We start from the raw sequence: 20,208 nt of genomic DNA, 5'->3' as shown, positions 1-20,208 counted from the left end.
CGGGTCAGGCTTCTGCTTTTTCCCCGGTCTCCTTGGCCAGGAGTTCTTCGGATCGGGTCCAGTAGGTCTCGATCCAGCTGGCGGGCTGGATCTTTTTGTAGAGCCTCTTCCGCCAGCGTTTTTCTGGCCACTTCCCCTGAAGCGCGTCGGGAGGATTCGGTGAACCGGGGAATGCCACCACCCTTGCGCCTTCGGGAATCGCGGGTGTGCGCCACAGGCGCAAGGGCCAGGCCGGTACGCAATGCACCTTGAATAGCACGCACCAGGCATCCGGCCAGAACTGCAGGGAGTTGATCTCGCGGCTGATGTACGTCTGCTCGTTGCGGTCACGCTCGAGATAGCCTGGAAAGTCCTCAAGGAGCCTCTCGAGCAGGTAGCCGTGCGTGTTCATCCGGAACCGAAAAACCGAGGTGTTCCCGATGCCCTTGCCGCGCTGGGTCCAGTTCTGCATGACCACGAACGGGTGATCCGGCGCGTACTCGAAAAGCGGGTCAAGCCGCCCGGTGATCACGACATCCAGATCGAGGAACAGCCAGTCACCTTCGAGGTTGGCGAGCGCGGACGGCTCCAGGTAAAGGGCCATTTTTCGCCACGTCGTATTGCGCCATGGTTCGGGGATCGCGATCTCCGGACACGGGTGTGTCTCGACCTCTTCGCGTATGCCGTTTGCATCGTCTGTAAGACAAACGAAGCGCAGGGGGCCGCTCACCTGCCGGCGCACACTCGCATACAGCCGGTTCACGTACTCCGGACCGTACAGAGTCCCCCATTTCATGCAGAGCACTTGTCTCGGATGCGATACGGAGGCTTCGAGGCCCCGGTGGTTCTGTTCCATAGGTCGTGGATCCTTCCGGGGCTGTCCCGGGCGACGATGCCGGCAATGAGCGAGGCAGCGCATGCGAAGTCTGGTCACGGATTGTCGCCGAAAGCGTGCCGGGTGTCAGGCGCTGGAGACGACTGGATGAGGGGAGGTCAGGTATGGTGAGCGGCGGCCTGCGGAGAGAATCAGGAAAATCGGGTATGGATGGAAGGGCTGCACAACGCGACTGGCACTTGCTGTTTGTGGTGGGGTTGACGGTGCTGGCCCTGTTCCTGTTGCCGTTTGGTCACGGGGTGTTTGTTCCGCTGGCCATCCTGGCCCTTGTGGGCATGGGCCTTGTTGCGACGTACCCTGCAACGCTCTGGCGGGAGCGATGGATGCGCTGGGCCCTGGTGCTGCTCCTGGCCCTCTGGTTGCCTCAGGTGTTCGCGCTGACGGTTGCGGTTGATTTTGATCGTGCTTTGCGAACCGCGCTGACTTACCCCCTGTTTGCGATGGCCATCATCCCGATTCTCTGGGTAGCGCGCCGCCGCGAGCTGACGAACGCGCTTTTGTACGTGGTGCTGGCGCTTGCGGTGTTCTGGTCTCTGGACGGGATTCTGCAGTTCCTTGCGGGCAGTAACATCGTGGGCTACCCCTACGATGGACGTCGCATCGATGGTCTGTTTCACCCGACTTTGCGCATGGGGGTTGTACTGGCTCATCTTCTGCCGTTTGTTCTGGAGGCGTCGCGGCGGCTGGCTGCGTCCAACCGGCTTGCGGCGCTTCTGCCTCTGGTGGTCGTGATCGCGATCCTCCTTTCCGGGTCGCGCGCAGGCATGCTGGCTGCAGCCGTCACGCTGCTGGTCTATGGAGTCTTTCTGGTCGGGTTTTATCGCCTGCGAGCGCGCATGGTGTTCGCGTTGGTCGTGGCCCTGATCTTGGGCGTGGCGGGTGCTCTCTGGGCATCTCCCGAGACGCGTGATCGCCTGGCCGTGATCTCCGGGATGGCGGCGTTCAGTGTCGAGGGTCTGGATCAGGCGACCGCAAACCGGGGAACCATCTGGCTTGCATCCTGGCGGGTGATCGAGGATGAACCGCTACGCGGGGTCGGGGTACGAGGCGTGGAGCCTGTTGCCAAGGAGCGGGGGTATGCCGATGGGGCGTTTTCGCACACCCATCTGTATCTTCTTGACGTCTGGGTTTCCACCGGACTGGTCGGGCTTGCGGCCTATCTCATGGCACTACTCGGGGTCCTCCTCGCGTTGTGGCGCCACGCCGTGGGCTCCGGAGCGCACATCCCCCTGTTCGTCATGGCGGGGATCGCCATTTTTTCCGCGCTCAATCCCCTGAATGCGCACTGGACTGTCTACAGTTCGTATACCGCCGCGGTCCTCTGGCTTGTGCTCGCGGTGGCTCTGGCACCGCTCTTCCACACGCCGGGCCGATCCGCTCCAGATCCGCCGGGGCCTTAGCCCGAAGGATCCATGAATTGCACGTGCCCTCGCGGGTACCTTGTCCGCAGAGGGGGTATCTTCAGGAGGCCATACAGCTCGATACGGCGCTGCCTCGGGCACGCCCCGCTGTGTCACTATCCTGCGCGATCATCGCGCGAATTCATGAACGATTCGGGCTGGAACAGCCGGTCGTACACGCCGAGCGTTTCCCGTTGCATTTGCTGCAGGGTGAAGCGGGTCAGCGGAGCCGGAGTGGGCGGTGAGTAATGCTTCAGCCAATCGGACAGGATGCGCGTCGCTTCCCGAGGATTGCGGGGCGGGACGCCGCCTTGCGGGAACAGGGCCGCCATTTGTTCACCAACGCCCCCGTGTGCGTAGGCAACGACAGGGCGACCAAGCGACAGGGCCTCGAGGGATACCCGTCCGAAGGCCTCGGGATCGCGGGAGAGGGAGAGAACGGCGAATGAGACGGTCATGATTTCACGCAAATCCGACCGCTGCCCCAGCCAGGTGATGTGGCTGTCCAGCCCCCTTTCCGAAATTGCCTTTCGGATCTCGAGTTCGTAGCGCCGTCGGCGCCGCTCGGTTCCGCCCACGAGGAGCCCGTGTACGGGGTGGTCCTCCCGTATGAGGGCGTCGATGACCTCTATGAAATCCAGCTGCCCCTTCCAGCGGGTAATGCGCCCGGGGAGGGTCAGCAGTGCACGGCCCCTGGCGTGCTCTGGCAGTGACCGCAGGAATGTCTCCTTCCACGCCTCCGCAGGTGCGTAACCATGGGGGAATTCCGCTGGATCGACCCCGCGGTGGATGATGTGAATGCGTTCCGGCGGGCAGGCCGGATAATGTTGCTGAATGTATTCTGCGATGCTGTTGGAGACGGCGATCACACGGTCTCCTCGCGTCATGACCGAGCTGTACCGTCCCGGGCTGTAGAAACCATGGAAGGTTGTAACAAAAGCAGGGCGTTCGTCAGTCCGCATCCCCTGTAATGCTCGCCAGACAATCCAGGCGGGTACGCGGGAACGCGCGTGAATCAGCTCAATGCCTTGCTCGCGTATGAAGTCGCGCAGCGGCCGCACGAGGCGGAGGGATCGTAGCGATTTTCTGCCAACGGGCCATGTAATGTGTTCGCTTCCCTGTGATTCCAGAGGCGCGACCAGGCCCCCACCCGCGGACATCACAATGGAGCGATGGCCGGCTGCGTGGATCGCCCGGGCGATCTCCAGTGTGCCTCGCTCAACCCCCCCGGATTCCAGGGCGGGAACTACTTGCAGGATCGCATGCATGATCGGGGGTGCCGGCGGGTTCCAGGGAAACACCCGGGTAATGTACACGCTCGTGCTGACGCACGGATATCGGCGCACGTGCGAACGGACATGCGTGGTGAAGGTTGTGTGCATTGCCGTGCGCTGGAAGGGAGAAAGCGGTGGTTCTCCCGTGCGCGCTGTGGATCCGTTCTCAAACGCGCGGGCTCCCGGCAATTCGGGTCTCGGGGCATTTTGGTCATTGTGCCCGTTGCTTTACAATCGAACGATCAAAAATTTTTGATTTTTCGAGGAAAGGCATGAACCCGTTTGCAGAGGTGGCAGAGCAGGTCGAGGCATCGCTGCGGCGGGCAGCGTCGGAGGCATACCCGTATCGGCGCTGGTATCCGCAGGCGGTGTTGCCGGAGGCGGCCGCGCGCGCGGTCGAGGCGCTGCCGTTCGCGCCGCCGGCGATCGGCGATACCGAGGGCAAGCGCGAGACGCACAACAGCTCCCGCCGCTTCTTCGACGCCGAGAATCGGAAGGCCTTCGAGGTCTGCGAGAGCGTTGCGGCGGCCTTCGAGAGTCCGCAGGTGCTGGATGCGATCTTTGAGGTGTGTGGCGTGGACGTGAGCGGCAATTACCTGCGCATCGAGCACTGTCTGGATACCGAGGGTTTCTGGTTGGCACCACACACGGACCTGGGTGTGAAGAAATTCACCATGCTGCTGTACCTGTCCACCGATCCGGGCTACGAGAACTGGGGCACGGATGTGTACGTGGACGCCGACACGCACTACGAGACCGCCCCCGGGACTTACAACAGCGCCCTGGTATTTGTGCCGGCCGATAACACCTGGCACGGCTATCATCGGCGTCCGCTCGAAGGCGTGCGCCGGTCCCTGATTATCAACTACGTCACCGAAGAGTGGCGCAATCGGCACGAGCTGGCCTCTCCCGACACCCCGGTGCAACGCGGCGTGCCGGCATGACGGCACGCCGGGCGGTGATTTCCTCGCTGTGAGTTCGGTCCCCTGCTGGACCCTGACCACCGGTGAAGCCGGGATGACCAGCCAGGTCCGCGGCCTGGCCGAGGCTGTTGGACTGCCCTACGAGCACAAGACCGTGACCCTGCGCCGCCCCTGGCGCTGGATGCCCGGCTCCTTTGCCCCGGGTGTGCTGCGGGGCCTGACCGCTGACAGCGATGCTCTGGAGCCGCCGTGGCCGCGGCTGCTGATCTCTTGCGGCCGTCGCAGTGCGATGGTGGCGGTGGCGCTGAAGCGTGCCAGTGGTGGTGCCATCACCACCGTCCATGTGCAGGACCCGCAGATCGCTCCCCGCCATTTCGACTGGGTGGTGCCGCCGCGTCATGACGGGCTGGCGGGCCCCAATGTGATTGCGACGCGCGGTGCCCTGCATCGGGTCACCGCCGAGGGGCTCGATGCCGCACGGGCCGCTCCGGGCGAGGCCTGGGCCGCCTTTCCCAGGCCCTGGATTGCGGTACTGGTCGGTGGCGAGACCCAGCGTGGCGACCTGGGGCAGGAGCGGCTGGACCGTCTGGTCCGGGATCTGCGCGAGGCCTCGGCCAGGGCCGGTGGCAGTGTGCTGGTGACGCCTTCGCGGCGCACGGGGGAGGCCAGTACCCGGCGTCTGGTGGAGGGGCTGGCGGAGGTCCCGGGGTTTGTCTGGGACGGGGCGGGGGAAAACCCCTACATGGCCATGCTGGCGAATGCCGACCACATTGTGGTCAGTGCCGATTCCGTGTCCATGGTATCCGAGGCAGCCGCTACGGGTGTGCCTGTCTATACCGTGGCGCTGGGGCCGCTTGGCCAGCGCCTGCGGGCCTTCCATGCGGCGCTGGAGGCGGAAGGCGTGACTCGGCCATTCACCGGTGAGCTCGATCAGTGGTCCTATACGCCGGTGGATGATACGCCGAAGGTCGCGGCGCACATCCGGGGTGTGCTGGGGCTGTCGGACTGATCCAGCGGGGGACTCAGCGCGTGTAGGGGTCGGGAAGGCCCGGGCGTTTCTTGAAGCGCTTGTGGGTCCAGAAATACTGGCCCGGGGCATCCATCACCGCCTGTTCGATGAGCTGATTGATGCAGAGGGTGTCGGCGTAGGCGTCCTCGGTGGGGAAGTCTTCCACCGGAGGGTGGATGGTCACGACGTAGTGGCCGTCGTCCCGGCGGTATCCGAAGAAGGGCAGGACCGGGGCGCCGCTGATGCGGGCGATGCGGTGCGTGGCCGTCTGGGTGTTGGCCGGCTCACCAAAAAACGGGACCAGCTCGGTCTGACGGCCGGTGGTCGCCTGGTCGGGTGCGTACCATACCGGCGTGTTTCTGCGCAGGGTGCGCAGCAGCTCCTTGACGTCGTCGCGTGCGATGACGCCGGCGGTATGCCGATTGCGATTAACCTTGAACAGATGATTGATCAGCGGACGTTCGCTGGGGCGGTACATCGCGGCGAACGGTCGATGCAGGGCGAGCAGGCGCCCGCAAAGCTCGAGTGTGGTGAAATGGGCGCTCACCAGCAGGGCGCCCTGGCCCTGCTCCAGTGCCCGGTCCAGATGTTCCAGCCCATGGATGGTGTAATGCCCATTGAACTGCGCGTCGCGCCCCCACCAGGCCAGGGCCATCTCCAGTATGCCGATCCCGGCCGCCTCGAAGTGTTCGTGCAGCCATTGTTCGCGGCGCTCGGCCGGCTGGTCGGGAAAGCACAGCGTCAGGTTCGTGCGGGCAATGGCCCGACGCTGATGACCCAGGCGGTAGAACAGCCGTCCCATGCCGCGACCCAGGGTCTGTTGCCAGCGAATGGGCAGCCGGATGAGGAGTCGCGCCAGGCCGATCACCATCCACATGGGCCAGGTGGATGGGCCGCGGGGCGGGTGTTCGGTCGTGGTCGGTGGTTCGGGCCGTACCGTCACGGATCGGAGTCTCCCTGCGAATGACCCGCGTAGTCTACACGGCGCTGCTGGCGTTGCTGAGCCCCCTGCTGCTGATTCGGCACCTTTTGCGCAGTCGCCGCGCGCCGGTGCGCGTGCGTCTGGGCGAGATCATGGGCTGGGCGGCGATGCCCGCGCCCGCGCCGGTGTGGATCCACGCGGTCTCGGTTGGCGAGGTCCTGGCGGCGGAGCCGCTGATTCGTGGCCTGCTGGCGAGCGGGGTGCGGCCACTGGTAACGACCACCACCCCCACCGGAGCGGCCATGCTGGCGGAGCGTCTGGGCGGGCAGGTCACCCACCGATTTCTGCCGCTGGATCTGCCCTGGCTGCAGCGTCGCTTTCTGCGGGCGGTGCGCCCTCGCTGTGTGGTGGTGATGGAGACCGAGATCTGGCCCAACCTGCTGGCCGCGGCCTGGCGGGCCCGGGTCCCGGTGGTGCTGGCCAACGCGCGGCTCTCCGGACGTTCTGCGCGGCGCTATGCGCGTATTCCCCGTCTTATCGGGCCGGCGTTGCGCCGGTTCGACTGGATCGCCTGCCGCAACGCGCTTGACCGCAACCGATTCGTCGAGCTGGGGGCTATGGCCGATCGGGTCACGGTGAATGGCGACATCAAGTTTGATGTCCTCATTGGCCGGGAGGATCGCGCTGAGGTCGATACCTTGCGCGCATGGGTGGCGGCGCGACCGGTGGTCATTCTCGCCAGCACCCATGTGGACGAAGAGGCGAGGCTGTTGCCGGGGCTGCGCGCACTGCGGAGTAAATATCCGGACCTCCTGACCATTATCGCGCCGCGCCACCCGCAGCGTTTTGGCGAGGTCGCGGACTTGCTCGAACGTGCCGGTGAGTCCTTCGTGCGCCGCAGTGAGGGCGGTCCCGGCCCTGCCACGCAGGTGTGGCTGTTGGATACCCTGGGCGAGCTCAAACGCTTTTTTGGCCTGGCCGACGTGGCCTTCGTCGGCGGGTCACTGGTGCCGGTGGGAGGACACAACCCGCTGGAGGCCGTCTTATGGCACTGCCCTGTCGTGATCGGGCCGCATGTGGATAACTTTGAACAACTGGTCGCGTCCATGCAGGCGGCAGATGTGCTGCAGCGTGCTGGTGATGCGGCCGAGGTTATCGCAAAGATCCGCGCCCTGCTGGCGCTGGGTGCCGATGAACGTGACGCCTTGCGGGCTCGCTCGGAGGCGTTCCTGCAGTCGCATCAGGGTGCGACCGGACGCCTGCTTCAGTACCTGGAAAGACACGGCTGAAGACTGCGTGGCTTTTGCATGTAAACAAGGCGCGGCGACTGCCGTGCCGTGGTCGTCGCCAGGCGCCTGAGCCTGTCGGGTTTGGGCGATCGTCGCGAGCGTAGTGGGAGCGTGAGGCGCTTTTTTCAGCGCAAGGCCATGCAACAAGCACCAGCGCCGCGTGCGACTCGGCATACCGGGATGGCTTCAATCAGCGTCTCCCTGAGCGAAGCCATCATGGTGTTCGCACGTGGGTGAGCCATTCCCCGCATTGCCGGCACTGGTACCGATATCCCCGCTCGCGAATCAGATAATGCCGTCGCGCGCTCAGGGTGTGGCGGCTGCAACTGCATTCGTACAGGTATTCGCGCATCTTGCGCGCTGTCAGGGGTGTTGTGTGTGTGACCCGGGGGCGGGCAACCCCCATCGCCTGCATCAGTTGTTGCCATTCCTTCCCGTGTGGTCGTACCCGGCGCGCGCCGTAACGGCGATAAATCAGTGCGTGTGCGACTTCGTGCGCGACGGTCTCGGGGAAGTGCCTTTCCCAGTCCAGTACGAAGGCTTCGGGATTGAAGCGAAGCATCTCCTGGCCACCCTGCAGGCGCCATTGTCCGGCGGCACGACCTTTAAGATTGAAGTGGATTGCAGGAACAGCTGTTTCCTGCAAGGGCATGAACTTTCGAAAAAGGCGTACGACTTCTGCGCGTATGAGGGTCTCGCCTTTTTCGCAAAGCGCAGCTTTCGGGGTTTTTGTGTTGCTGTTTTTGTAATAATCTTTGTGGCGTTGTTCCATGAGACCGGCCTGGCATGGGCAAGTTTAATTTTGAACCGGGATGCGTCGATCGGTGTGTCCCCGGAAAAGTTCGCGTACCGGAGTGCGCGGTGCATGGTTTCATTATCGAATATTTTTCAGAGCCCGGGAGTTTTGTATGAGTATTGAAAGTAAAAAGGCGGCCGACCTGTCGGCGGAAGAACTTTACGCCCTTGCCCGTCAGCGAGAAAAGGAAGAGGCCGAGCGCAAGGAGGCCGAGCGCCGCCAGCAGCGTGAAAAGCTGATGGAGCAGCGCAAGGAAATGCTGGCGCGCCATCGCAAGGAACTCAGCGAGCTGGAGCGCCAGATTCGCGAGCTGGGTGGCCGTGTGGGCCGGGTCGGCACGGGCGGCGGGCAGCGCGGGCGGCGTGCGGGCGGGGAATCCATCAGCCAGAAGCTGTGCGAGATCGTCGCCTCCAAACCCGAGATGGGCACCCAGGAGATCAAGGCGCAGGCTGAAAAGGCCGGCCTGGATACCAAGAACATCAGTCAGACGCTGGCCTACCTGAAGCGTCAGGGCCGCCTGACGTCGCCGCGTCGGGGGGTCTACCAGAGCGCGTAAGGCCCTTTGTACTCGGGCGACGGTTCATGACTGGATCACAAGGCCGTCGCCCGAGCAGCTCAGCGCGTCCTCGCCGGCAAACCAGCGGCGTATGCGGCGCCCGGCGATCTCGAGGCGCCAGCCACTGCTCAGGCGGCTGGTTGTTCCGTCTCCCCGAAGCAGTTCAATGACATCCTTGCGCTGCGCGATGGCGCTGGCGGTGATCTGGTTGCTCCGTGCGCACTCGCGCAGCAGGGCCATGCCGATATCTACGAGGACCTCTTCGGCCTCGGTGAGTCGGGCCTTTTCCGGTAGTTGCGGCCATGCCTCGCGGGGCAGCGCCTGACCCTCCCGGATCGCTTGCAGAAGTGCCTCCTGGCGCGGGGCCTTCATGCCATCGGGGAAGCCGCGTAGCTGGCGCAGGCCGTCGAGGTCCTGCGGCGTGCGCCGGGCAATGTCGATCAGGATGTCGTCGGCCAGGATCCAGCGCCTTGGCCGGTCGCTTTCCTGTGCGGCGCGCTCGCGCCAGGCCGCGACGACCTTGAGCACCCCGCGCTCGCGCGGCTTCAGGCGCTTGGCACCGGACACCCGTTGCCACGCATTCTCCGGGGCCGGTTCGTACAGGGTCGGGTTGCTCAGGGCCTCCATCTCCGGGCTCAGCCAGTGCATGCGGTCGAGGCTTTCGAGCTCGTGCACCAGGCGCATGTAGACCGTCGCCAGGAAGCGTACGTCGTCCGCGGCGTAACGGACCTGTTGCTCGCTCAGGGGGCGCCGCGCCCAGTCGGTACGGGTCTGGCTCTTGTCCAGTTCGCGGTCGAGCAGGGCCTTGACCAGGTTGGCGTAGCCGATTTGTTCGCCATGCCCGAGCAGCCCTGCGGCGATCTGGGTATCGAACACCGGTGCCGGCACGCGTGCGAATTCGCGATAGAGGACCTCGAGGTCCTGCGAGGCCGAGTGAAAGACCTTGGTGACGTCGGCATCGAACAGCAGTGGTTCCAGTTGCCGGATATCCACCTTCAGTGGGTCCACACAGGCGATCTGGTCGAGGGTGGCCAGCTGGATCAGGCACAGCCGGGGGTAGTAGGTCTTCTCGCGCATGAACTCGGTGTCCAGCGCGACCCAGTCGGCCCCCGCAATCGCGTCGAGGAAGGCCTGAAGGTCGTCCTTGTGTTCAATCAGGCCGTGGTCACGCATCAGGCGTCTTCTGGCTGGCTTCGAAGGCGGCCTTCTGTGCGGGTGTTGCTTCCTGCTGGTAGCGATCCTTCCATTCGCTGTAGGGCATGCCGTAGACGATCTCGCGGGCATCCTCGTAGCCGATGGCCTCGCCGCGTTCCTCGGCGGCGGCGACATACCACTTGGACAGACAGTTGCGGCAGAACCCGGCCAGATTCATCAGGTCGATGTTCTGCACGTCCTTGCGTTCGTCCAGGTGCTGCAGCAGGCGGCGGAAAACGGCGGCTTCGATCTCGGTTTGCTTGTTTGGATTCACTGCGGGCTCCTTGATCCGGATGGCGAACAGTATGCGGAGGGATGCGGTCTACTTCGAGAGACCCGGAGGAGGGCGCTGATTGCATCGCATGCCGCCTTTTCTCAGGTCAGGTGCAGCAGCCAGTGGCGGCGGAGGTCGCGCAGCAGCAGGAAGACCAGCGGCCAGACCAGGGCGCTGGTGATGATCGGTAACCAGTACAGGACGCTGCCCGGCGGATACCCGGTGATGCCCTGCGGCCACAGGGCCAGCAGCTTGTACAGGCCGATCAGGATGGAGACCACGATCATCTGCTGCCAGATTGGGTAGACCCGCAGGCGCGGGTGAATCTGCAGCACGATGTAGGTCATCACCGCCAGTGCGATCGCATTTTGCCCCAGCAACTGGCCGAGCAGGGCGTCGAGCAGCAGGCCGGCGGCAAAGGCCGTCAGGATGCCGATGCGTGACGGAAACGCCATGGCCCAGTAGATCATGGCCAGCGCCAGCCATTCGGGGCGGGCCGGGCGCAGCGCTTCCGGGATCGGGATGATCGCCAGGGCCAGGGCCACCAGCAGGGTCCCCAGTACCGGCCAGGGAATGCCGATGCTCCGCGTCACGGCTGGTCCGGGCTGGTGGCGGGTTCCGGATCCTGAGACCCGGTGTTGCCGTCCGATGCCGCGTCCGCGTTGATGGGGTCCACGAGCGGAGTGATCCCGTCGGTCCACAGCAGCAGGACCTCGCGCGAACGGTCCAGGGCTGCCAGCGGCTCGGCCTTGATACTCAGGAAGGGCTGGCCCTGGAGGCGTTCCACCGACACGACACGGGCGACCGGGAGGTCGGCCGGGAAGCGTCCGCCAAGGCCCGAGGTCAGCAGCAGCTCCCCGGGCTCGACATCCTCCTGGAGCGGAACGTGGCGCATCTCCAGGCGTTGCGGGTTGCCGGTGCCGACCACCAGACCGCGCAGCCCGGTGCGCGCGCTCAGCACCGGCAGGGCATGGGCGGGGTCGGAGACCAGCAAGGCGATGGAGCTGTTGAGGCGGGTCGACAATACCTGGCCGATCACGCCGTCTGCGTTGATCACGGGCTGGCCGACGTATACGTCGTCACGCTTCCCCTTGTTCAGAACGATCTGCTGGCGGAAGGGATCGAGGTCCACGGCCAGGAGCTTGGCGATCTGCACTCGTTCCTCAGCCTGTTCGGCGGTGCTCAGCAAGGCGCGCAGGCGGTCGTTTTCCTGTTGCAGGGCCTCGAAGCGCAGCTGCCGTGCCCGCAGCTGTGCGTTCTCGCTGCGCAGGATCCGGTTCTCGGTAATCAGGTCCTCGCGGCTGGTGAACGAGTCGAGGACACGGCTGGCGGCGCGGACGGGGGCGTCCACCGCGATCTGCAGGGGGTGAGTGAGCGTACCCAGGATGCTGCGTACCGCCTGGAGTTCGTTTACGCGGTGGTCCAGCGCCATCAGCACCAGCCCCAGCAGGATGACCGCGAGCAGGCGCAGAGTGGGCGACACACCCAGTCTGAACAGCGGCTTGCTGATGGCGAGACCTCCGGTTACGGAATGCGGCAACGCGCCAGGATGCGGAAAACGGAGACGCTCCTGCGTCGCTTGCGACCTGTTGGGCGTGGAGTTTACCCCGGGTCCCCGATGGCTGGAGACCCGTAGTGCGGATTACTCCATGGCCAGGAAGTCGACCCGTTTCTCGTCGAGCATTTCCAGCACACGGCCGCCGCCGCGTGCAACACAGGTCAGTGGGTCGTCGGCGATGACGACCGGGATGCCGGTTTCTTCCATGATCAGGCGATCGAGGTGCTGCAACAAGGCCGAGCCGCCGGTCAGCACGATGCCGCGTTCGGCGACGTCCGCACCCAGTTCCGGTGGCGTCTGCTCCAGTGCGGTGCGCACGGCGGAGACGATGCCGTGCAGCGGGTCCTGCAGGGCCTCGAGGATCTCGTTGGAATTCAACGTGAAGGAGCGCGGTACGCCCTCGGCCAGGTTGCGCCCCTTGACCTCGATTTCCAGCAGCTCCTTGCCCGGATAGGCCGAGCCGATCGTGTGTTTGATACGCTCCGCCGTGGCCTCGCCGATCAGCACGCCGTAGTTGCGGCGAACATAGGCCATGATGGCCTCGTCGAAGGTGTCGCCGCCAATGCGCACGGACTCGGAGTAGACGATGCCGTTCATCGACAGCACGGCGACTTCGGAGGTCCCGCCGCCGATGTCCAGCACCATCGACCCGATTGCCTCGTCCAGCGGGATGCCGGCGCCGATCGCTGCGGCCACTGGTTCCTGCAGGAGATAAACCTTGCGGGCCCCGGCACCAAAGGCGGATTCTCGGATCGCGCGGCGCTCCACCTGGGTCGCACCGCAGGGCACGCATACCAGTACCCGTGGGCTGGGTCGGAAGATCCGCTGCTCGTGCACCTTCTTGATGAAGTACTGCAGCATCTTCTCGGTGGTGGTGAAGTCGGCGATCACGCCGTCCTTCAATGGGCGAATCGTGACCACGTTCTCGGGGGTGCGGCCGAGCATCTTCTTGGCATCGATCCCCACGGCCTCGATGGAGCGGGGGCCGCCCGGTCCGCGATCCTGGCGAATCGCGACCACGGAGGGTTCATTCAGGACGATTCCCTGGCCGCGCATGTAGATCAGGGTGTTGGCGGTACCAAGATCGATAGAGATGTCGTTGGAGAACAACCCCTGGAGGCGTTTGAGCATGAAGAACGAGCCTGGCTGAGTGGACGGGCGGGGAGGTCGGGACTCTAGCAAGCAGCCGGGGTTTGGGCAACAACTGCTTTGTGGTAAGTTTGCGCTCCGTTTTGCCCGCCGTGCCCTCTTGGATGGGAACGCTGCCAAAAGCCATCCCGGCTTTTTCAGCGCACGCGGCGCTGCAAGCGCGGTTTGCAGCTCGTTTCGGAATCAACCACGACAAGTGGCTGGTTCCGACAGTACGCCCTTGGTGCTGCACGGAAACGCTGATCAATCAGCGTTTTCTTAAGGATTCCGAACGCTACAGGACCCATTACGCCATGTCCGTCGATACCTCTGAAGTCCGGCGCATCGCCCACCTCTCCCGCCTGGCCATGAACGACGACCAGGCCCGGGATTTCGCGGGCGGGCTGAGCGATATCTTCGCCTTTGTCGAACAACTGGATGGTGCGGCCATCGAAGGTGTCGAGCCGATGGCCCACCCTCTGGACGCCGAGCAGCGCCTGCGGCCGGACGCGGTTACCGAGCCGGATCGGCGCGACGCCTATCAGGCGATTGCCCCCGCGGTCGAGGGTGGCCTGTACCTGGTTCCGCGCGTCATCGAGTGACCAGGCGCGCGAGCCACGCTGTTCCCGTTCGGTTGAACCCGTCACGCTTCTAGCCAGCAAGAGTCCCCGAAACCATGGCCCAGGAAACCCTGTCCGGCTGGGTGCGCAAGCTCCAGGCCCGCGAGATCAGTTCGCGCGAACTGACCCAGCTGTATCTGGACCGGATCGAGCGCCTCGATCCGCAACTGAACAGCTTCATCACCGTGACCGCCGAGCAGGCGCTGGCCCAGGCCGATGCCGCCGATGCGCGTCTGGCTCAGGGTGAGCAGACGCCGTTGCTGGGCGTGCCGATCGCGCAGAAGGACATCTTCTGCACCGAGGGCGTGCGCACCTCCTGTGGATCGCGCATGCTGGATCCGTTCGTCTCGCCCTACAACGCCACCGTGGTCGAGCGCATGAACGCCGCGGGCGCGGTGATGCTGGGCAAGACCAACATGGACGAGTTCGCGATGGGCTCCTCCAACGAGACCAGCTTCTACGGGCCGGTGCGCAACCCCTGGGATACCGAGCGTGTCCCGGGCGGCTCCTCCGGTGGCTCCGCCGCGGCGGTGGGCGCGCGCCTCGTGCCGGGGGCCACTGGCACCGACACCGGCGGCTCGATCCGCCAGCCGGCCGCGTTCTGCGGCATTACCGGGCTCAAGCCGACCTACGGCCGCGTGTCGCGCTACGGGATGATCGCTTTTGCCTCCAGCCTCGATCAGGGCGGTCCGATGGCCGCGACCGCCGAGGACTGCGGCCGGATGCTGAACGCGATGGCGGGCTTCGACGAGCGCGACTCCACCAGCGTCGAACGCCCGGCCGAGGACTTCACCGCCGGTCTGAACCAGGACCTCAAGGGCCTGCGCATCGGGCTGCCGACCGAGTTCTTCGGCGAGGCGGGCCTCGACGAACGCGTGCGCGGCGTGATCGACGCGGCCATCGAGGTGCTCAAGGGCCGTGGCGCCGAGGTGCGCGAGGTCGGCCTGCCCAACAGCCATCTGTCGGTGCCGGCCTACTACGTGGTTGCACCGGCCGAATGCTCCTCCAACCTCGCGCGTTTCGACGGCGTGCGCTACGGCTACCGCTGCGAGAACCCCGAGGACTTGATGGACCTCTACACCCGCTCGCGCGGGGAGGGCTTCGGCGACGAGGTGAAGCGCCGCATCATGGTCGGCACCTACGTGCTGTCCGCCGGCTACTACGACGCCTACTACCTGAAGGCACAGAAGGTCCGCCGTATCATCGCCGACGACTTCCGCCGTGCGTTTGCGGACGTGGACGTGCTGCTGGCCCCGACCACCCCGGAGCTGCCGTTCGCCCTCGGCGCCAAGGCCGACCCGGTCAGCATGTACCTGTCCGACATCTACACCATCGCCGCAAACCTCGCCGGGCTGCCGGCGATGTCGCTGCCGGCCGGCGAGATCGACGGCCTGCCGGTGGGGCTGCAGCTGATCGGCAATTATTTCGACGAGGCGCGCCTGCTCGGCGTCGCTCACCAGTATCAGCAAGAGACCGACTGGCACACGCGTGTGCCGGCGGCCTTCGCCTGAGGATCGCCGCATGGAATGGGAAACCGTCATCGGGCTGGAGATTCACGCCCAGCTCAATACCGTCTCCAAGATCTTTTCCGGGGCGCCCACCGCCTACGGCGCCGAGCCCAACCGCCAGGCCTGCCCGGTAGATCTGGGCATGCCGGGTGTGCTGCCCGTCCTGAACCAGGGCGCGGTGGAGCGGGCCGTGATGCTGGGTCTGGCGATCAATGCCGAGATCACCCCGCGTTCGGTGTTCGCCCGGAAGAACTACTTCTACCCGGACCTCCCCAAGGGCTACCAGATCTCGCAGTTCGAGCTGCCGATCGTGGGCCTGGGGCACCTGGATATCGAGCTGGAAGACGGCACGACCAAGCGCATCGGGGTGACCCGCGCGCACCTGGAGGAAGACGCCGGCAAGAGCCTGCACGAGGGCTTCGAGGCGATGACCGGTATCGACCTCAACCGCGCCGGTACCCCGCTGATCGAGATCGTCTCCGAGCCGGAGCTGCGCTCCGCGAAGGAAGCCGTCGCCTACATGAAGAAGCTGCACTCGCTGGTGCGCTATCTCGATATCTGCGACGGCAACATGCAGGAAGGCAGCTTCCGCTGTGATGCGAACGTCTCGATCCGGCCGAAGGGTCAGACCGAGTTCGGCACCCGCGCGGAACTGAAGAACCTGAACTCCTTCCGCTTCGTCGAGCGCGCGATCAACTTCGAGGTCGAACGCCAGATCGACGTGATCGAGGGTGGCGGCACGGTGGTCCAGGAGACCCGCCTGTACGACCCGGATCGCGACGAGACGCGCTCCATGCGCAGCAAGGAAGAGGCCAACGACTACCGCTACTTCCCCGATCCGGATCTGCTGCCGCTGGTCGTGGATAGTGCCTTCATCGAGACCGTGCGCGAAAAGCTCCCGGAGCTGCCGGATGCCAAGCGCGCGCGCTTCGTCGAGCAGTACGGCCTGTCCGACTACGACGCCGGCGTGCTGACTGCGACCCGCGAGATGGGCGACTTCTACGAGGCCGTGGCCGCCGGGTGCGATGCACCCAAGCTGGCCGCCAACTGGGTGATGGGCGAATTCTCCGCCGCGCTCAACCGCTCCGAGGTGGAACTGGGCGAGGCCCCGGTCAACGCCGAGGGTCTGGCCGGCCTGCTCGCGCGCATCCAGGACGAGACCATCTCCGGCAAGATCGCCAAGGAGGTCTTCGAGGCGATGTGGAATGGCGAGGGCGATGCCGACGCGGTGATCGAGGCCAAGGGCCTCAAGCAGATCACCGACACCGGCGCGATCGACGCCATCATCGACGAGGTCATGGCCAGCAATCCGAAGCAGCTCGAGCAGTATCGCGGCGGCAAGGACAAGCTGTTCGGCTTCTTCGTCGGCCAGGTGATGAAGGCCACCCAGGGTAAGGCGAACCCGGCGCAGGTGAACGAGCGCCTGAAGGCCAAGCTGGACGGATGAGCCCCGCGATGCGACCGGGAAGCCGCCTCGATGCGTGAGACCGATACCCTGCACCGCTTCATGCTGGAGGAGGCCGGGGTGCGTGGCGAGTGGGTGCACCTGGATGCCGCCTGGCAGGCCCTGCTGGAACGCCACGAATACCCGCCGGTGGTGCGCGACCTGCTGGGCCAGGCTTATGCGGCCGTCGCACTGACCGCCGCCACGCTCAAGTTCGATGGCTCGCTGATCCTGCAGGTGACCGGCAGTGGCCCCGTGCACATGATCGTGGCCCAGGCGGATGGCCAGGGTCGGCTGCGCGGGCTTGCCCGTTTCCGCGAGACGCCGCCGGAGGCGGCAACGCTGGCCGAATGCGCCGGCGCAGATGCACGCCTGATGCTGACGCTGGACCCGGGCAATGGCGGCGAGCGCTACCAGGGCGTGGTCGAGCTGGAAGGCGCGACCCTGGCCGATGCGATGAATGTCTACTTCGAACGCTCCGAGCAGCTCCCCACCCGGTTGTGGCTGGCGGCCAACGGCGACGCCGCGGCCGGCATGCTCCTGCAGGCGATGCCGGGCGAGGATGGCCATGCCGTCACCCGGGGCTCGGAGACGTGGAACCGGGTGACGATTCTCGCCGAAACCACCGGCGCCAGCGAGCTGCTCGAGCTGGACGCCGGCACCCTGCTGGGGCGGCTGTTTGCGGAGGAACGTGTGCGCCTGTTTGATGGTGCGCCGGTCCGTTTCCATTGTTCCTGCTCGCGCGAACGCGTGGGCGAGACCCTGCGCAGCCTGGGCCGCGACGAGATTCGCAGCATCCTGGCCGAGCAGGGCAGCGTGGACGTGACCTGCGAGTTCTGCAACGCGCACTATCACTTCGATCCTGTGGATGCCGAGGCGGTTTGTGCGCCCGAAGGCACGCAGCCGCCCACACCGGATACCCGCCAGTAGCCCGCGCCCTCCGGGCGCGGGCCTCGTTAGGCGAGCGTGACTTCCGGATGCCCGTCACGGGCGTCGCTGTGCCCCGCGTCTTTGCCCGACTTGCTATAGATGCAGTCCCGCGTTTCGGCGTGTGACAGAGTGAGGGCGCGATGTATTCCCGGCACACCGCAATCCCGACCCTGGAGACTCGGCCCGGATGGCGGGTTGAGGCCCGCTATTTCAACCTGGTGCAACGGGCGCTGGTTCGGTTGGGGCCGGAAGTCCGGCTGTCGCCGCCAGGCCTCAGGCATCTGGATCTGATCCTGCAGCGGGGCGCCTGGATCCTGGTCGACCCGGTGTTGAACGACATGCCCGTAGTGGCGTGGACTGCGTTCCATGTCCGCAGGCGGAGCTGCCTCCATCGCCCGATCGCCTGCGAGTTGTGGTTGTTCCACGCCATGGGCGGCAGCGTGATGAAGCATGCCCTGAGGGAGATGGAATGCGAGTTGGGTGCGGCCCTTGCAACGGCGTGCCCGACCTCACCGCCGGGTAAGGTGCTGCCGTTCCAGCCGCGTTCCTGCGCCTGAGGGACAAACGGATGGATCGGCGTTTCCCTGGCGGGAGTCTTTTTGCGCCGTTGAGGCCCGTGCGCCGGCTTTCAGGCGGGGGCGTGGTGCGGGCTGCACACCGGACAGGCCGGATCGCGTCGCAGTCGGATCTCGCGGAACTGCATGGCCAGGCCGTCGAGGATCAGCAGCCGGCCGCTCAGCGTCGGTAGTCCCATCAGCAGTTTCAGCGCCTCGGTTGCCTGCAGGCTCCCGACCACACCCGGCAGGCTCGCCAGTACGCCGTTGGTGGCGCAGGTGTCCTCGTCACCGCCGCCTTCCCCGTACAGGCAGTGATAGCAGGCGGCATCTGCCTCGCGGTAATCAAAGGTCGTGATCTGGCCCTCGAAGCGGATGACTGCCCCGGAGACCAGAGGCGTCCCCGTTGCCAGCGCGGCGCGACTGATTGCGCCGCGCGCAGCGAAGTTGTCGGTGCCATCCAGAACGACGTCCGCCGTGGCGAACAGGTGCCGCATGGCCTCCGCGTCCAGGTGTTCCGCGTGCGTCTCGACCCGGCAGGCGGGGTTCATGGCCGCGACGCGTGCAGCGGCGGAGACGACCTTGTCGCGGCCGATGTCGGCGTCGGTATGCAGGATCTGGCGCTGCAGGTTGGTTACCTCGACGTGGTCCGGATCCACCAGGGTCAGGTGGCCCACCCCGGCTGCTGCCAGGTAGGCGGCGACCGGCGAGCCCAGGCCGCCGAGTCCCATGATCACGGCGTGCGCCTGCAGCAGTCGTTGCTGTCCTTCCACTCCTGCGCCGGGGAGCATGATCTGGCGGCTGTAGCGCAGGAGTTGTTCGTCTTTCATCGGGGGCCTCCGGAGTCGGTGCGGAATTGTAACCGCCGTTACGCTCGGGGTGGCCGCGCCGGGGGTGCGCATGCCCGGGTGGTTTCTGCGGGCCCGTCGGGGGCACGTCCATCGGGGGGGGGCTTACGCCCGGGTTCCGAGCGTGATGCGTTCATGCCCGGCGGGGTCTCGCAGGCTTTGTACCTTGCGATAACCCGCTTGTTCCATGCGCGCCCGCACGGCGCGGGCCTGATTGAAGCCGTGTTCCAGCAGCAGCGGTGCACCCGGCGTCAGGTGGGCGGGGGCGGTGTCGATGATGGTGTACAGATCGCCCAGCCCGGCTTGCGGCGCGGCCAGTGCCTCTCGTGGCTCGAAGCGCAGGTCACCACGGGTCAGATGGGGGTCGTCCGGCGCGATGTAGGGTGGGTTGCTGACGATCACGTCGAAGGCGTCGCCGGGCTTGAACGGGGCGAGCCATGCCCCCTGCAGGAAGGTGACGGTCAGCCCCGGCGTATCGGCATTGGCCCGGGCCTGGCGCAGGGCGTCCGGACTGCGATCGGTGGCGACGGCCACGATGGACGGGCGTTCGGTCTTCAGTGCGAGGATGATCGCACCGCTGCCGGTGCCCAGATCCAGTACCCGGGGATGCGCGCGGCCGCAGGCGTCGATGGCCGCGAGGGCCTGTTCGACCAGCAGTTCGGTCTCCGGGCGCGGGATCAGGCAGGCGCGGGAGACCTCGAGGTCGAGGCTCCAGAAGGCGCGCCGGCCGAGGATATGGGCGATCGGTTCGCCCGCTTCGCGGCGCCGGCACAGGGTGTCGGCGCGCTTGCGCTGCAGCGTCGTGGGGGCATCCAGCCCGCGGGCGATCAGGGCGCTGGTGTCGAGTCCGGTTGCCGCGCCCAGCAGCAGCCGCGCCTCAAGGCCCGGCTCCTCCGATCCGGCCGCTTGCAGGCGGCCGCGCAGTTCGCGCAGCAGGGCATCCAGCGTGGTCGGGGCCCCCACTAGGAGCCTGTCGGATTTGGGACGGAATCGGCTGCGCGCACGGGGGCACGCCCCCTGTTCCCGTTCTCTCTTGATGCATCGTCCTCACGATGCGCCTTGAGAGGCCGAAAAAAGGGCCTCGCTTCCCCACAACGCTCGCGATGA

At 65.8% G+C, this 20,208-nt stretch carries 21 protein-coding genes; 10 read left to right on the top strand and 11 right to left on the bottom strand.

Annotation, left to right across the window (positions count from 1 at the left end; all coding sequences use genetic code 11):
- Positions 1-4: 4 nt before the first annotated feature.
- Positions 5-835, bottom strand: coding sequence for a hypothetical protein (locus G332_RS0100415; RefSeq protein WP_231362862.1), 831 nt, complete (start codon positions 833-835; stop codon positions 5-7).
- Between the two features lie 185 nt (positions 836-1,020).
- Here G332_RS0100415 and G332_RS0100410 point away from each other — a divergent pair, with 185 nt between their 5' ends.
- Complete coding sequence (locus G332_RS0100410) at positions 1,021-2,274, top strand: O-antigen ligase (RefSeq protein ID WP_019625015.1); 1,254 nt, start codon at positions 1,021-1,023, stop codon at positions 2,272-2,274.
- A gap of 116 nt (positions 2,275-2,390) precedes the next feature.
- Here the strand turns inward: G332_RS0100410 and G332_RS12575 are convergent, their stop codons facing one another.
- Positions 2,391-3,542, bottom strand: coding sequence for a glycosyltransferase family 4 protein (locus G332_RS12575; protein ID WP_051080512.1), 1,152 nt, complete (start codon positions 3,540-3,542; stop codon positions 2,391-2,393).
- 278 nt (positions 3,543-3,820) lie between these two features.
- Here G332_RS12575 and G332_RS0100400 point away from each other — a divergent pair, with 278 nt between their 5' ends.
- Together G332_RS0100400 and G332_RS0100395 are read left to right on the top strand one after the other, a co-directional pair.
- Positions 3,821-4,492 (top strand): 2OG-Fe(II) oxygenase, encoded by a 672-nt coding sequence (locus G332_RS0100400; protein WP_019625013.1) that lies wholly within the window; start codon positions 3,821-3,823, stop codon positions 4,490-4,492.
- A 73-nt stretch (positions 4,493-4,565) separates the two neighbouring features.
- Positions 4,566-5,480, top strand: a complete 915-nt coding sequence (locus tag G332_RS0100395; RefSeq protein WP_369699368.1) for a mitochondrial fission ELM1 family protein — start codon at positions 4,566-4,568, stop codon at positions 5,478-5,480.
- Between the two features lie 13 nt (positions 5,481-5,493).
- On the opposite strand, the gene lpxL is transcribed toward G332_RS0100395, so the two are convergent.
- Positions 5,494-6,423, bottom strand: coding sequence for an LpxL/LpxP family Kdo(2)-lipid IV(A) lauroyl/palmitoleoyl acyltransferase (gene lpxL, locus G332_RS0100390; protein WP_081619734.1), 930 nt, complete (start codon positions 6,421-6,423; stop codon positions 5,494-5,496).
- Between the two features lie 20 nt (positions 6,424-6,443).
- On the opposite strand from lpxL, the gene G332_RS0100385 reads away from it, so the two are divergent.
- A complete protein-coding gene (locus G332_RS0100385) occupies positions 6,444-7,691 on the top strand; it encodes a 3-deoxy-D-manno-octulosonic acid transferase (RefSeq protein WP_019625010.1) in 1,248 nt (415 codons plus the stop codon).
- Between the two features lie 214 nt (positions 7,692-7,905).
- Here the strand turns inward: G332_RS0100385 and G332_RS13130 are convergent, their stop codons facing one another.
- Positions 7,906-8,463 (bottom strand): SprT-like domain-containing protein, encoded by a 558-nt coding sequence (locus G332_RS13130; protein ID WP_081619733.1) that lies wholly within the window; start codon positions 8,461-8,463, stop codon positions 7,906-7,908.
- A 136-nt stretch (positions 8,464-8,599) separates the two neighbouring features.
- Here G332_RS13130 and G332_RS0100375 point away from each other — a divergent pair, with 136 nt between their 5' ends.
- Positions 8,600-9,043, top strand: a complete 444-nt coding sequence (locus tag G332_RS0100375) for a hypothetical protein (RefSeq protein ID WP_019625008.1) — start codon at positions 8,600-8,602, stop codon at positions 9,041-9,043.
- Between the two features lie 24 nt (positions 9,044-9,067).
- Here the strand turns inward: G332_RS0100375 and rnd are convergent, their stop codons facing one another.
- The 5 genes from rnd to G332_RS0100350 form a co-directional block, all read right to left on the bottom strand.
- On the bottom strand, positions 9,068-10,216 hold the full coding sequence (gene rnd, locus G332_RS0100370; protein WP_019625007.1) for a ribonuclease D: 1,149 nt from the start codon (positions 10,214-10,216) through the stop codon (positions 9,068-9,070).
- On the bottom strand, positions 10,209-10,511 hold the full coding sequence (locus G332_RS0100365; RefSeq protein WP_019625006.1) for a DUF1244 domain-containing protein: 303 nt from the start codon (positions 10,509-10,511) through the stop codon (positions 10,209-10,211). Before G332_RS0100365 ends, rnd begins: the two co-directional genes overlap by 8 nt.
- A 101-nt stretch (positions 10,512-10,612) precedes the next feature.
- Positions 10,613-11,104, bottom strand: coding sequence for a rod shape-determining protein MreD (mreD, locus tag G332_RS0100360; RefSeq protein ID WP_019625005.1), 492 nt, complete (start codon positions 11,102-11,104; stop codon positions 10,613-10,615).
- The gene (mreC, locus tag G332_RS0100355; RefSeq protein ID WP_019625004.1) at positions 11,101-12,051 is read right to left on the bottom strand and encodes a rod shape-determining protein MreC; all 951 of its coding nucleotides are present in this window, start codon (positions 12,049-12,051) and stop codon (positions 11,101-11,103) included. Before mreC ends, mreD begins: the two co-directional genes overlap by 4 nt.
- 102 nt (positions 12,052-12,153) lie before the next feature.
- A complete protein-coding gene (locus tag G332_RS0100350; RefSeq protein ID WP_019625003.1) occupies positions 12,154-13,200 on the bottom strand; it encodes a rod shape-determining protein in 1,047 nt (348 codons plus the stop codon).
- A 311-nt stretch (positions 13,201-13,511) separates the two neighbouring features.
- Between G332_RS0100350 and gatC the strand changes: the two genes are divergently transcribed.
- From gatC to G332_RS0100325, 5 genes are all read left to right on the top strand, one after another.
- Positions 13,512-13,799 carry an Asp-tRNA(Asn)/Glu-tRNA(Gln) amidotransferase subunit GatC gene (gatC, locus tag G332_RS0100345; protein WP_019625002.1) on the top strand — a complete coding sequence of 96 codons (288 nt, stop codon included), beginning with the start codon at positions 13,512-13,514 and terminating at the stop codon, positions 13,797-13,799.
- A gap of 74 nt (positions 13,800-13,873) precedes the next feature.
- On the top strand, positions 13,874-15,328 hold the full coding sequence (gene gatA, locus G332_RS0100340) for an Asp-tRNA(Asn)/Glu-tRNA(Gln) amidotransferase subunit GatA (RefSeq protein WP_019625001.1): 1,455 nt from the start codon (positions 13,874-13,876) through the stop codon (positions 15,326-15,328).
- 10 nt (positions 15,329-15,338) lie between these two features.
- Positions 15,339-16,772: an Asp-tRNA(Asn)/Glu-tRNA(Gln) amidotransferase subunit GatB gene (gatB, locus tag G332_RS0100335; protein WP_019625000.1), complete on the top strand. Its 1,434-nt coding sequence runs from the start codon at positions 15,339-15,341 to the stop codon at positions 16,770-16,772.
- 30 nt (positions 16,773-16,802) lie between these two features.
- Complete coding sequence (gene hslO, locus G332_RS0100330) at positions 16,803-17,699, top strand: Hsp33 family molecular chaperone HslO (RefSeq protein WP_019624999.1); 897 nt, start codon at positions 16,803-16,805, stop codon at positions 17,697-17,699.
- 140 nt (positions 17,700-17,839) lie between these two features.
- Complete coding sequence (locus G332_RS0100325) at positions 17,840-18,256, top strand: hypothetical protein (protein ID WP_019624998.1); 417 nt, start codon at positions 17,840-17,842, stop codon at positions 18,254-18,256.
- Positions 18,257-18,327: 71 nt separating this feature from the next.
- On the opposite strand, the gene G332_RS0100320 is transcribed toward G332_RS0100325, so the two are convergent.
- Both G332_RS0100320 and prmC read right to left on the bottom strand, forming a co-directional pair.
- The gene (locus tag G332_RS0100320) at positions 18,328-19,083 is read right to left on the bottom strand and encodes a molybdopterin-synthase adenylyltransferase MoeB (RefSeq protein WP_019624997.1); all 756 of its coding nucleotides are present in this window, start codon (positions 19,081-19,083) and stop codon (positions 18,328-18,330) included.
- Between the two features lie 123 nt (positions 19,084-19,206).
- Entirely contained in the window at positions 19,207-20,064 is an 858-nt protein-coding gene (gene prmC, locus G332_RS0100315; protein WP_019624996.1) for a peptide chain release factor N(5)-glutamine methyltransferase, read from the bottom strand.
- Positions 20,065-20,208 lie beyond the last annotated feature (144 nt).

This window comes from Thioalkalivibrio sp. ALJT (assembly GCF_000381825.1).
In the GTDB taxonomy this organism is placed as follows: domain Bacteria; phylum Pseudomonadota; class Gammaproteobacteria; order Ectothiorhodospirales; family Ectothiorhodospiraceae; genus Thioalkalivibrio.
The sequence above is the reverse complement of the archived record's forward strand: the minus strand, read 5'-3'. Positions and strand labels throughout refer to the sequence as shown.